We start from the raw sequence: 12348 nt of genomic DNA, 5'->3' as shown, positions 1-12348 counted from the left end.
ACTGATATATTTTATCAAAATAAGTAAAAACCCCACTTTCACTTCAAGTAAAGGTGGGGTTTGTCTACGGTCTGAAGAGACCGGGAATCCCCGTGTCTCTTTTCTAATGTGTTTGATTGAGATGGCTTTTTCGTCTTGCATAGGTGAAATAGACAACGACACCAATGGCCACCCAAATGAGGAAGGCTCGCCATGTAGTCCATTGAAGTGTTGCCGCCAATATCATACAGATGATGGCACTAATAATTGGAAGAACAGGCACAAATGGTACTTTAAAGGCTGTCTTCATATTCGGATGTTTCTTTCGTAATACGATGACGGCAATAGAGATCACGGTAAAGGCTGCAAGTGTACCGATGCTGACTAAATTAGCGAGCGTCGATAAGTTTACAAATCCTACAATACAAGCTGCCACAGCTCCTGTCAGCCAAGTGTTGGCAACGGGTGTTTTCGATTTCGGATGAACCTTTGAAAAAATCTTTGGCATAAGCCCATCGCGGCTCATCGCAAAGGTTAGGCGAACCTGCGCATACACCAAGGCGATTAAAACCGTCGTAATCCCGATAATCGCACCGGCGGATATGATACCAGCCACACTATTAAGGCCAACGACTTGAAGAGCAAAAGCGACAGGGTCACTGACATTCAGTTTCGTATAGTGAACCATGCCTGTTAAGACAAATGAAACGCCGATGTATAAAATGGTACAAACACCAAGTGCACCGATGATTCCAATTGGCATCGCTTTTTGTGGATTTTTGACTTCTTCTGATGCATTGGCGATCGCATCAAATCCAAGGTAAGCAAAAAAGACAGTTGCTGCCCCTGCGATCACGCCATGAAAGCCCATTGGCATAAAGGGTGTCCAGTTTTCCGGTTTGACGTAAGCGAAGCCTGAAATGATAAATAGAAGGACAATGGCGATTTTGATCAGCACGATGATGTTATTCAGCTTCGTGCTTTCTTTTACGCCTCTTGAGACAATAAAGGTAATGAGTAAAATAATGAGCGCGCCTGGAAGGTTAAAGACGGCGCCATCAGCGGCTCCAGGGGCAGCCGATAAAGCCTTCGGTATGTGCAGACCGAATCCACTGAGCAGTGATTGAAAATAGGACGACCATCCACTTGCGACAGCAGAGAGCGCGACAACATACTCAAGCATGAGATCCCAGCCCATTAAGAAGGCGAGGAATTCACCAAGTGTTGCGTAAGAATACGTATAGACGCTTCCTGACACAGGAATAGACGAGGAGAATTCCGCGTAGCAAAAAGCAGCAAGGGCGCATGCGATCGCAGCCAAGATAAAAGATATAATAATCGCAGGTCCCGCATCTTTCGCAGCAGCAACCCCCGTAATGACAAAGATTCCAGTCCCGACCACACAGCCGATGCCAAGCAAGATTAAATCAAACGTATTCAAAGAACGACTGAGCCGCTTTGTTTGACTTTCAAGCATGAGCTGGTCGAGAGACTTTTTTCGAAATAAAGAACTCATGTTGACCTCCTAATGGATAAATCTATTCGTAAGACGAATGTTAGTATATGCGTAAATGACAATTTAGTCAATTGGTTGAAAAACGCTTTAAATCACTAAAGTGTTAAACGTCACAAACGAAACATTGTGTAAAAAAGAGACATCCGCCGGCATATGGCAGGCGGATGTGGTGACAGACGATCTATGTCTGTTCAGTAAATATTTTTTCGTTGTACATCACACTCGGATGGGTCGGATAATGTCCCGAGGAGGCAAGGTGATGTTTTTTGGCTTGATCGAAATCGCCGAGCTGATCATAACAATAGCAAAGCTGGAGGTGAGGGTACCACGTTTTATATTGTGTGAGTGTAAAGGCTGTATCATTTTCAGGAGCCTTCAGCGCCTGCTCATACCAAAAGATCGCGGCTTGATGTTTATTTTGCGTTTTTAAATGATCCCCGATCCGGCAGCAAAATTCTGGGCGGGGCTGATCATATAAGAAGGAGCGTAATAATGAGGATAAGGCCGCTTCCTCGAAACCTACCGCATAATAGCAGTCAGCTAAATATTGGCATGCGCGAATTTCATCCTCAATCCAGCACTGTTTTGTTGCTAAAAATTCATGGTAAAAACGAATCGCCCTGACATGCTGCTGGTGATCTCTTAATTCATTGGCAAAGTAAAAGAGATCACGAGGCGTCATATCCTCTCCTTTTGCAAGCATGTCTTCATAAATTCGCAGGTTGCGCCCAGGCTCACCAGCGATTGTTTTCTTCCGCTTTTGATGCGTGACGGCTATATCGGCCGGAAAGATGTTGCCACACACTTGGAGAAACTCATGCACGGCCCCGTACCACTGAAAGTTCAAGGCACGCTTCACGAGCCGGTTTCTTCTATATTTAAAATTCACCCGGCCGTCCTCATCAAATCCAACGTGATAAAACATAGAGACGGCATCCACCGCGGGATCAAGTGTCTGCTTGAGGTGAAGAAGTTTTTTTCGGTCTTCTTCAAGCAGGACATCGTCAGCATCCAGCCAGAAGATATACTCTTTTGTTGCATGTGAAAAAGCGAAATTGCGTGCTTTTGCAAAGTGCTGGACCCATTCAAAATCCAGCACCTGTGCTGAAAAGGAGTGAGCAATTTCTTTCGTTCGGTCTGATGATCCCGTATCAACGATGATCATTTCATCTACAATGTCTTGAACAGAAGAAAGACAGTCCGCTAAAACCTCCTCTTCATTTTTCACAATCATACATAAGCTAATGGTTATCATCTTTAGATCACCTCTTCATAGTGTATCGAGCATCGAAAGGAAACATTCTTTTCAGCAGCGGGTTTTTTTAAAACTAGTTTTCTTGTACTGGCTGATTTAAAATAAAGGAAGAATCTATGTAAGGGCTGATAAAAATGAGTTTATTGAATGTTGAAGGATTATATAAAACCTATGGCGAAAAAACGCTGTTTGATCATATTTCTTTTCATATAGAACCAAAGGAACGGATTGGGTTAATTGGACCAAATGGAACAGGGAAGTCAACGCTCTTAAAGGTGATTGCAGGACTTGAATCGTTTGAGGAGGGTGACATCACGAAAGCAGGGACACTTGATATCGAATTTCTCGAGCAAGATCCTGAAATGAGCGGAAATGAAACGATTCTCGAATATATATTTTCTGGAACGGCACCAATCATTCAAACGATGAAGGCGTATGAACAGGCGCTAGCCGATTTAGAGCATGATCCCCAAAATGAGGCAAAACAAGAAGCGCTGATGCGCATGCAAAATCAAATGGATCAGGAGGACGCATGGGATGCGAACCTTTCGACAAAAACGATTTTGACAAAGCTTGGGGTCAAAGATGTGAGCCGCTTTGTTCATGCATTATCAGGCGGCCAGAAAAAGCGTGTCGCGATTGCTAAAAATTTAATACAGCCTGCGGGTTTGCTGATTTTAGATGAGCCGACCAACCATCTAGATAATGCAACAATTGAATGGCTCGAAGGATACTTAAGTCAATACAGCGGTGCTGTCATTCTGGTGACGCATGATCGTTATTTCTTAAATCGAGTCGCCAATCGAATTTATGAATTAAATCAAGGGCAGCTCTATACGTATAAAGGAAATTATGAAGTCTTTTTAGAAAAAAGAGCGGAACGAGAAGCAGAAGCTCAGGTAAAAGAAACGAAACGTCAAAACCTGCTTAGACGAGAACTTGCATGGCTCAGAAGAGGGGCAAAAGCAAGAACGACGAAGCAAAAAGCACGCATTGGCAGAGTAGAAGAGCTGAAGGATCAAAAAGGGCTCGATGCAAAAGGTGAGCTTGATTTTGCTATCGGCTCCCACCGCCTTGGAAAACAGGTCATTGAGGCAGAAGACATGTCGATTTCATTTGCTGGCCAGACACTTGTGGAGCGGTTTACTGATTTAGTCGTGCCGGGCGACCGTATAGGATTGATCGGACCGAACGGGGTGGGTAAAACCACTTTACTCAATTGTTTAGCGGGCAAAATTGAACCGACTACCGGACAATTGGTCATTGGACAAACGGTTCGAATTGGCTATTACACGCAGGATCATAAAGAAATGAATGAAGAGCTGACCATCATTGATTACATCAAAGAAACAGCAGAAATCGTCAAGACATCTGATGGCGCGATCGTGACAGCAGAGCAAATGCTAGAGCGGTTCTTATTCCCAAGATCCATGCAGCGGACTTTTATACGCAAGCTGTCAGGGGGAGAGCGCCGCAGGCTGTATTTATTGAAAGTCTTGATGGAAGAGCCGAATGTTCTCTTTTTAGATGAGCCGACGAACGACCTTGATACAGAGACGCTCAGCATCTTAGAGGATTATTTAGAACAGTTCCCTGGCGTTGTCATCACGGTGTCGCATGACCGCTATTTCCTAGACCGAGTCGTCAATCGCCTGCTTGTCTTTGAAGGAAATGGCCGGATCTCCCATTTCCAAGGAGCTTACAGCGATTACATGGAGCAGGAAAAAGCAGAGAAGCGAACAGAGACAAAGCCTGCTGAAAAACAAGTGGAAGCCGCACCTAAAAAGAGAAAAAAACTATCCTATAAAGATCAGCTTGAATGGGATGGGATTGAGGATCGGATACAGGCATTAGAGGAAAAACACCAGCAGCTTGAAGCCAGTATCGCTGAGGCTGGCAGTGATTTTGGGAAAATCCAAGAGCTGATGGATGAACAAAAAGCCGTCGCTGAAGAATTAGAACAAGCGATGGATCGCTGGACAGAACTGTCGCTGATGATTGAGGAATTAGAAGGCAATTAAGTGTATTGACAAACCCTCGCATTCTAGTCGTTAATTACGTAGAAAATAAAACTAAGGGCTATCATTAGCCCTTAGACAACCACCTGAACTGTAGAGTCACTCTACAGTTTTTTTTGATAAGAGCATTTTGCATAGGCATCATGCTGGTGAATGGACTCCTCATTTCGGCACTCGACTTGGAACCCTTTGATCCAGCTTTCTTCATACAGTTCGACCGCAATTAACCTCGCTACATCCTCTACAAAGCGTGGATTTTCATATGCCTCTTCCGTCACTTTCTTTTCATCAGGTCTTTTGAGCACGGGATAAAGCGGTGCGCTCGCATTGGACTCAATAATGTGTAAAAGAACTGCCTTCATGTCGTCAGGGAGCAATGCTTGTTCAAACAGCTCTACTTGAATGGAAACAGAGCCGCGCTGATTATGCGCGCCATATTCGCTGATTTCCTTTGAACAAGGACATAAGGTTGTGACCTGTGCGTTGCAACCAATTTTACAGGTAAATCCGTTTTTTTCATGAAAATGGGCGTCATATTGCACAGTCGCATGCATCAAACCTGTCTTTCCGCTGATCGGACCCTTTTTTTCTATGTACCAAGGGAAGGAAACTTGAACCGCGGCAGATGGCTGCTTCATTTGCTTGGCAAGCTGTGCCGTCAGTTCTTTTAAGGAATTCACATCAAGCGGTTTGCCGCTGTCATAAAACGAGTGCAGCTGTTCGGTGAGACGGCTCATATGAATACCTTTTTGATGAGCTGGAAGATATGTGCTCAGTGCAAAGGCAGCAGAAGTTGTTTGATGCTGTGGTGTCGTTTCAGACAAAATATGTACAGGATAGGACACGCGGCAGATGCCCACTTGTTCAAGATCAAAATAAAAGTCCTGCTCGGTTTTTTGTATGTCCATCATGTCCTCTTTATGACAAGGCTTCGTTCCAAGGGTTGGCGGTACAGATCCAAATAGCTGATGGCGTTCTTTTTTGGGTGGAAAAGATAGCATGAGGTCCCTCCTATAAATCGTAATAATTCCTGTTTATTTTGCATCAAATGATAAAAGAAATCAAGGGTGAAAAATATAACGTTTACGTTAAGGTTATAAAGGTGTATAATAAAACATGAATTGATGAGCAGGAGGCACTGGCGATGGAATGGATGAAAATTGATCAAGTGGCGAAAAGGAGCGGTCTGACAAAACGGACGATTCGTTTTTATGAAGAGATTGGTTTATTATCAGCACCAAAGCGGACAGAGGGCGGTGTCAGACTTTACTCAGAGGACGACATGGAAGAACTAGAGAAAGTAATGCAGGCAAAAGAGGTACTCGGCTTTTCTTTACAAGAGCTTCAATCGTTTATGGAAATAGGAAAGCAGCTAGAGCTGAATAAAGAAGGTTACTTGCTGTCACTTGATCCGCAGGAACGATTAGAGAAGCTGTTAGATATTGAGGCGCAGCTTCATGAACAGCATCAATTGATTACAAAAAAGCTTGAAACCATTCAATCCTTTAAAAAGGATCTTGAAACGATGAAAGAAAGAGCGGCTCATGCTATTGAGCAATTACAAAAATAAACACCTCTGTGTGTTTATTTCAGCGTGTAGACAAACCCTCGCATTCTGTGTCAGGTCTGCGTGCCGGTGCTCACGAATGTTAAATTCGCTCCGCTCCGGTACTCGTCCTTCCTAGACTGCAAAGGTTTTCTATCACCCTGAAAAGAAGACAAAGGGCTAAAATAAACACCTCTGTGTGTTTATTTTATTTTGTCAACATTTGAAGGAAAGGTTCTGATGGAATGAAGGAAGAAGAAGTATTGAAACAGCGCGCAAGTCTGCTTAGGCAGCCGAAAGCCGTTTGGGCTGTAGCCTTTGCGTGTGTGATTTCGTTTATGGGAATTGGGCTCGTAGACCCGATTTTGCCAGCCATTGCATCACAATTAGATGCATCTCCAAGTCAGGTCTCCCTTTTATTTACGAGCTACTTACTTGTGACAGGCTTTGTCATGTTTTTTACCGGCTTTATTTCTAGTCGTATTGGTGCGAAATGGACGTTATTAGTAGGACTCATCTTTATTATTGTCTTTTCTGCTTTAGGCGGTACCTCTTCAACCATTAACGAATTAATTGGCTTTAGAGGAGGATGGGGCATTGGGAATGCCTTATTCATTTCAACTGCACTCTCTGTCATTGTTGGTGTGTCTGTTGGGGGAAGTGCGAAGGCCATTATTTTATATGAGGCCGCACTAGGTCTTGGGATTTCTGTTGGACCGCTCCTTGGCGGTGAGCTTGGAACCATCTCTTGGCGCGGCCCATTCTTTGGCGTTGCGGTGTTAATGCTCGTCGCTTTTTAGCCATTACGTTTATGCTTCCATCTATGCAGAAGCCTCAGAAAAAGGTGAAATTATTCGAGGCTGTCGGAGCTTTGAAATATAAAGGACTTTTAACGATGGCATCTGCTGCTTTTTTATATAATTTCGGCTTCTTTGTTCTTCTAGCATATTCGCCATTTGTGCTCCATCTTGATGAGCATGGTCTTGGCTATGTCTTTTTTGGATGGGGATTATTTTTGGCTGTGACATCTGTCTTTTCAGCTCCGGTCATTCATCGCAAACTTGGTACATTGACTGCCCTTGTTGTTCTGTTTGCTTCGTTTGCAGTGATTTTATTCGGCATTGGGGTATGGACGTCACATGTTGTCGTAGTCATCTGCGGGATTGTCATGGCTGGGGGAATTCTCGGCATGATCAATACAGTGCTCACGACGGCTGTAATGGGCTCGGCACCTGTTGAGCGTTCGATTGCTTCATCTTCATACAGTGCCGTACGATTTATTGGTGGTGCGATTGCTCCTTGGGTTGCCGGAGTACTCGCTGAAGCCTTTACAGCAAGCACACCTTACTATGTAGGGGCGGCTGTTGTTCTGCTAGGAATGATCATCCTGCTCCTTGGCCGAAAGCATTTGGTGAATATTCAAGCAGGGCATTAATTAGAAAAAATCCTTATATCTGCATAAGATATAAGGATTTTTTGTCGTTATAATACTTTTGTCGTCCAAGATTCGCAATTCCATGTTTCGGTTGCAACATCTTGATAAAATTCAGGTTCGTGAGAAATCAATAAGACGCTGCCTTTATATTCTTTTAAAGCGCGTTTTAGTTCTTCTTTGGCATCGACATCCAAGTGGTTTGTCGGCTCATCGAGAACAAGTAAATTGGTTTCTTCGTTGATCAGCTTGCAAAGACGAACCTTTGCTTTCTCTCCTCCGCTTAAAACAGACACGCGGCTTTCAATATGTTTTGTCGTTAATCCGCATTTGGCAAGGGCAGCTCTTACTTCATATTGTGTGTAAGAAGGGAAGGTGCTCCACACCTCTTCAATACAGGTGTTGCTGTTTTGCTCTTTTACTTCCTGCTCAAAGTAGCCAATGTGCAGGAATTCTCCGCGTTCAACCTCACCAGAAATTGGCGTGATCTCTCCTAGAAGACTTCGCAGCAACGTCGTTTTTCCGATTCCATTTGCGCCGTATAACGCAATTTTTTGCCCGCGTTCCATTTTCAGATTCAAAGGGCGAGAGAGCGGCTCCTCATAACCGATCACTAAATCCTTCGTTTCAAAAATCAATTTCCCGGAAGTACGTGCAGGCTTAAAGTGAAATTCTGGTTTTGGCTTTTCTGCGGCCAATTCAATCATGTCCATCTTATCCAGCTTCTTTTGACGAGACATGGCCATATTTCTTGTGCTGACACGTGCTTTGTTTCTGGCGACAAAATCCTTTAATTCAGCGACTTCTTGCTGCTGCCTTTTATAGGCTGCTTCCAGCTGCTGCTTTTTGACTTCGTACACTTGTTTGAATTGATCATAATCACCGACGTAGCGTGTCAATTCTTGATTTTCGACATGATAAATCAAGTTAATGACACTGTTTAAAAACGGAATGTCATGTGAGATGAGGATAAACGCATTTTCATACTCCTGTAAATAGCGCTTCAGCCACTCAATATGCTGCTCATCCAAATAGTTGGTCGGCTCATCGAGAAGGAGAATTTCTGGCTTCTCTAACAGCAATTTCGCAAGCAGCACTTTCGTACGCTGACCACCGCTCAGCTCTGTCACATCACGGTCTAGCCCAAGATCCGTTAACCCAAGACCTCTTGCAATTTCTTCTACCTTGGAATCAATGATATAGAAATCATTGTTTGTCAGTGCATCCTGAATGATGCCAACTTCTTCTAGCAGCTTTTCTAGCTCATCAGGGTCAGCTTCACCCATTTTTCCATAAATGTCATTCATTGCTGCTTCCATGGAAAATAAATAATGGAAGGCATCCTGAAGGACCTCACGAATGGTTCTTCCCTTTTCTAGTACCGTATGCTGATCAAGGTAGCCGACGCGGACATTTTTAGCCCATTCGACTTTTCCTGCATCTGGCTCTAGCTTACCAGTAATAATATTCATAAACGTTGACTTTCCTTCACCGTTGGCGCCGATTAAGCCGACATGCTCGCCTTTTAATAAACGGAAGGAGACTTCGTGGAAAATGGCTCTGTCACCAAAGCCATGGCTTAAATCTTTAACAGATAATATCATTTTTTACACCTCAAATAGATTCAAAACGGCTAGTGCCTCTCATGATTATATCGAACTGTCCGGCTCGATAAAAGCATCAAAAGAAAAATTGCGTTTCAAAGCTGATTTTGAGATACTTAAGGATAGATTGAATGAGGATAAAGGAGATCGACATGACGGAAACTTGGGCATTTTTTAAAGAAGCAAAGCCATTTATTCAAGAGAACTTTGAAGCGGCTGGCTTCGGGCAACCAACAGCTATACAAGAAAAAACAGCAGAGTGGATTACGAAGAAGCGTGATGTGATTGCAGAATCACCAACTGGAACAGGGAAGACACTTGCGTATGTTCTGCCGCTCTTAAATAAAATTGATGTGAATATCAAGCACCCGCAAGTCTTAATCTTGGCACCTTCAAGAGAGCTTGTGATGCAAATTTTTGATGTCGTGCAAGAGTTCAAACAAGGATCAGACATCAAAGCTGTCTCCTTGATTGGCGGAGCGAACATCAAGAAGCAGCAGGAAAAGCTAAAGAAACACCCGAACATCGTTGTGGCCACACCTGGCCGTGTACAAGAATTAATCAAAATCAAGAAACTGAAAATGCATGAAGTCAAAACGATCGTATTAGACGAAGCAGATCAGCTTCTTGTGCCAGAGCATATGAAAACGATCCAAGCGATCATTAAATCCACATTAAAAGAAAGACAAATCCTTTGTTTTTCTGCGACTTTGAAAGAGGAAACGATTCAACTAATCAAAGAAATGACATCTGAACCAGAGGTGTTGAAAATCGGCAGAAGCCAAGAAGAAGCGCAGAAGGTAGGTCACTATTATCTGTTATGTGATCAGCGGGATAAAGTGAAATTACTGCAAAAGCTATCGCGGCTTGAGGACATGCACGCGCTCGTCTTTGTCCGTGATATCACGAACTTAAGCATTTATGCAGAGAAATTAGCGTATCACCATGTGGACCTTGGTGTGCTTCATAGTGAAGCGAAAAAAGCGGAACGTGCTGTGATCTTGAAGTCATTCGAACAGCGTGAATTCCCGCTTCTTTTAGCAACAGATATTGCAGCAAGAGGCATTGATATTGATGATTTGCCGTACGTGATTCATGCAGATCTGCCAAATGAAGAAGGCTATATCCACCGTTCAGGCAGAACAGGCCGTGCAGGCAAAGAAGGGGCTGTCATCAGCCTTGTCACACATCAAGAGCATGCGATGCTGAAAAAAATGGCGAAAAAGCTGAATATCTCGCTTGAGGAAATTGTGTATAAACAAGGCCAGCTGCATCTTGCGCCTCAACAGGCATAAAAAAAGGACCCGCCAGAAGGCAGGGTCCTTTTCTTGTTATGAAATTTTGACAAGCTGTTTCCCGACATTTTCGCCTTTGAACAGTCCAATGAATGCATCAGGAATGTTGTCAAAGCCTTCGGTAATGGTTTCTTTGTAAGTGAGTTGATCTTCTTTCACCCATTGTGCAAGATCCTTTGCCGCCTCTTCAAAACGATCTGCGTAGTTGGCAACAATAAACCCTTGCATCAATGCGCTTGTTTTAATGAGCTTTGTTTGCACACGCGGTCCAATGTCCTCGCTTGCGCTAATGTTATAAGAAGAAATAGCCCCGCACACTGGAATGCGTGCAAAACGGTTCAAATGATTCATCACTGCGTCAGAAATCTCACCGCCTACATTGTCAAAATACACATCGACACCGTTTGGACAGGCTTTTGCAATAGCATCATCTAAATCATTTGTTGTTTTATAATTAATGGTTTCATCAAAGCCCAGCTCTTTTAAATAAGCAAGTTTATCATCAGATCCGGCAATTCCAACGACGTGTGCGCCCTTGATTTTAGCGATTTGTCCGACAACGGAACCAACGGCACCTGCGGCTCCTGAAATCACAACCGTCTCGCCTTCTTTTGGCTGACCAATTGAAAGAAGTCCAAAATAGGCTGTTTGCCCAGGCATGCCCAAAATCCCTAAGTAATAGGATAATGGCGCAATGGATGGATCAATTTTTGTCAGCGACTCAGCTTTGGCAGTCGAATATTCCTGCCAGCCGAGGAATCCAAGGACAAAATCACCTTTTTCAAATTGAGGAGATGTTGACTCGACGACTTCTCCGACAACACCACCTTGAATCACTTCATTTAGTTTGAACGGAGGTGTATAGGATTTTGTATCCTGCATTCGTCCTCTCATATAAGGATCTACAGAAACATATTTCGTTTGAATCAAGACTTCGCCATCTTGCGGCACGGGTATATCAACTGTTTCAAAACGAAAAACATCTTTTGTAGGTAATCCTTTTGGACGTTTTGCTAATTGAATTTGCTTTTGTTGACTCATGTCAAATCCTCCCTTTCACTTGCATCCTAGTTTTACATTAACTTGATGCTTCTTTTCATTCAAAACATACGGTCTTTTCAAAACACATACAAAAAAGCAGCCACCATCCAAAAGAATGGGACTACTTTTTTTGAAAAGAGACAGAGAAGAGCGGCGGGAGACAACCAAACAGCTGATATACGTCCGCATCACGTTCTTTTAACAAATATTCATTTGCATTTTGCATGGAGGCTTTTATCATATCGCGCGTCACAAAAGGAAAAAGGATATTCAAGTATGAGGACAACAGGTCTTGTGGATCTTGATCAATCGACTCGATATCTCCAATGTTCATAATGATAGAAAAGAGATAATCAATGGAGATGTGAAAGTGCTGTTCAGCAAACAATGTAAGCGACTTTGCTTTTGCTTCTTCAGGATTCCACTTTTGAAAAAGCTGTTTCACCAAATCACTGACAACCCAAGCATTAAACTGCTGCTCCACTGAAAAATAATACATCAGCTCTACCTCATTTCTAGCCTCCAGTATAAGAATTGTACAACAAATCAACAGGAATGAACACGATATTTCAGAAAATTTAGTCACTTTCACAGGGTTTTTGTCAAAAATAAGTCAATAGGCACGGTAAATACATGCAGCAAAATGGATGTGCTCGTGGAAG

At 43.2% G+C, this 12348-nt stretch carries 9 protein-coding genes and 1 pseudogene; 4 read left to right on the top strand and 6 right to left on the bottom strand.

Features of this window, described 5'->3' with window-relative positions:
* Positions 1-103: 103 nt before the first annotated feature.
* Positions 104-1495, bottom strand: coding sequence for a branched-chain amino acid transporter BcaP (gene bcaP / locus R0K30_RS19790; protein WP_099727322.1), 1392 nt, complete (start codon positions 1493-1495; stop codon positions 104-106).
* A 181-nt stretch (positions 1496-1676) separates the two neighbouring features.
* The gene (locus tag R0K30_RS19785; protein WP_410612419.1) at positions 1677-2750 is read right to left on the bottom strand and encodes a tetratricopeptide repeat-containing glycosyltransferase family 2 protein; all 1074 of its coding nucleotides are present in this window, start codon (positions 2748-2750) and stop codon (positions 1677-1679) included.
* Between the two features lie 134 nt (positions 2751-2884).
* Between R0K30_RS19785 and R0K30_RS19780 the strand changes: the two genes are divergently transcribed.
* Positions 2885-4771 carry an ABC-F family ATP-binding cassette domain-containing protein gene (locus tag R0K30_RS19780; protein ID WP_410612417.1) on the top strand — a complete coding sequence of 629 codons (1887 nt, stop codon included), beginning with the start codon at positions 2885-2887 and terminating at the stop codon, positions 4769-4771.
* A gap of 101 nt (positions 4772-4872) precedes the next feature.
* On the opposite strand, the gene folE2 is transcribed toward R0K30_RS19780, so the two are convergent.
* The gene (folE2, locus tag R0K30_RS19775) at positions 4873-5769 is read right to left on the bottom strand and encodes a GTP cyclohydrolase FolE2 (RefSeq protein ID WP_410612415.1); all 897 of its coding nucleotides are present in this window, start codon (positions 5767-5769) and stop codon (positions 4873-4875) included.
* A gap of 143 nt (positions 5770-5912) precedes the next feature.
* Here folE2 and R0K30_RS19770 point away from each other — a divergent pair, with 143 nt between their 5' ends.
* Positions 5913-6338 carry a MerR family transcriptional regulator gene (locus R0K30_RS19770; protein ID WP_230031708.1) on the top strand — a complete coding sequence of 142 codons (426 nt, stop codon included), beginning with the start codon at positions 5913-5915 and terminating at the stop codon, positions 6336-6338.
* Between the two features lie 221 nt (positions 6339-6559).
* Positions 6560-7749: pseudogene (locus R0K30_RS19765) on the top strand (MFS transporter).
* A 47-nt stretch (positions 7750-7796) separates the two neighbouring features.
* Here the strand turns inward: R0K30_RS19765 and R0K30_RS19760 are convergent.
* On the bottom strand, positions 7797-9350 hold the full coding sequence (locus tag R0K30_RS19760) for an ABC-F family ATP-binding cassette domain-containing protein (RefSeq protein WP_099727316.1): 1554 nt from the start codon (positions 9348-9350) through the stop codon (positions 7797-7799).
* A gap of 152 nt (positions 9351-9502) precedes the next feature.
* Between R0K30_RS19760 and R0K30_RS19755 the strand changes: the two genes are divergently transcribed.
* Positions 9503-10645, top strand: a complete 1143-nt coding sequence (locus tag R0K30_RS19755; RefSeq protein ID WP_099727314.1) for a DEAD/DEAH box helicase — start codon at positions 9503-9505, stop codon at positions 10643-10645.
* Positions 10646-10681: 36 nt separating this feature from the next.
* Here R0K30_RS19755 and R0K30_RS19750 read toward each other — a convergent pair whose 3' ends face one another.
* Both R0K30_RS19750 and R0K30_RS19745 read right to left on the bottom strand, forming a co-directional pair.
* Entirely contained in the window at positions 10682-11686 is a 1005-nt protein-coding gene (locus tag R0K30_RS19750) for an NADP-dependent oxidoreductase (RefSeq protein WP_099727701.1), read from the bottom strand.
* Positions 11687-11807: 121 nt separating this feature from the next.
* Positions 11808-12185, bottom strand: coding sequence for a YfmB family protein (locus R0K30_RS19745; RefSeq protein WP_099727700.1), 378 nt, complete (start codon positions 12183-12185; stop codon positions 11808-11810).
* Positions 12186-12348 lie beyond the last annotated feature (163 nt).

Source organism: Bacillus sp. SIMBA_154, from assembly GCF_046536015.1.
GTDB classification, from domain to species: domain Bacteria; phylum Bacillota; class Bacilli; order Bacillales; family Bacillaceae; genus Bacillus; species Bacillus pumilus_P.
Note: the sequence above shows the minus strand (reverse complement) of the source record. Positions and strands in the feature narration are given on the sequence as shown.

Excerpts from the sequence above, each read along its gene's own strand:
- R0K30_RS19785 (WP_410612419.1), bottom strand. The coding sequence starts at position 2,750 with ATGATAACCATTAGCTTATGTATGATTGTGAAAAATGAAGAGGAGGTT.
- R0K30_RS19750 (WP_099727701.1), bottom strand. The coding sequence starts at position 11,686 with ATGAGTCAACAAAAGCAAATTCAATTAGCAAAACGTCCAAAAGGATTA.
- bcaP (WP_099727322.1), bottom strand. The coding sequence starts at position 1,495 with ATGAGTTCTTTATTTCGAAAAAAGTCTCTCGACCAGCTCATGCTTGAA.
- R0K30_RS19780 (WP_410612417.1), top strand. The coding sequence starts at position 2,885 with ATGAGTTTATTGAATGTTGAAGGATTATATAAAACCTATGGCGAAAAA.
- R0K30_RS19755 (WP_099727314.1), top strand. The coding sequence starts at position 9,503 with ATGACGGAAACTTGGGCATTTTTTAAAGAAGCAAAGCCATTTATTCAA.
- R0K30_RS19770 (WP_230031708.1), top strand. The coding sequence starts at position 5,913 with ATGGAATGGATGAAAATTGATCAAGTGGCGAAAAGGAGCGGTCTGACA.
- R0K30_RS19760 (WP_099727316.1), bottom strand. The coding sequence starts at position 9,350 with ATGATATTATCTGTTAAAGATTTAAGCCATGGCTTTGGTGACAGAGCC.
- R0K30_RS19745 (WP_099727700.1), bottom strand. The coding sequence starts at position 12,185 with ATGTATTATTTTTCAGTGGAGCAGCAGTTTAATGCTTGGGTTGTCAGT.
- folE2 (WP_410612415.1), bottom strand. The coding sequence starts at position 5,769 with ATGCTATCTTTTCCACCCAAAAAAGAACGCCATCAGCTATTTGGATCT.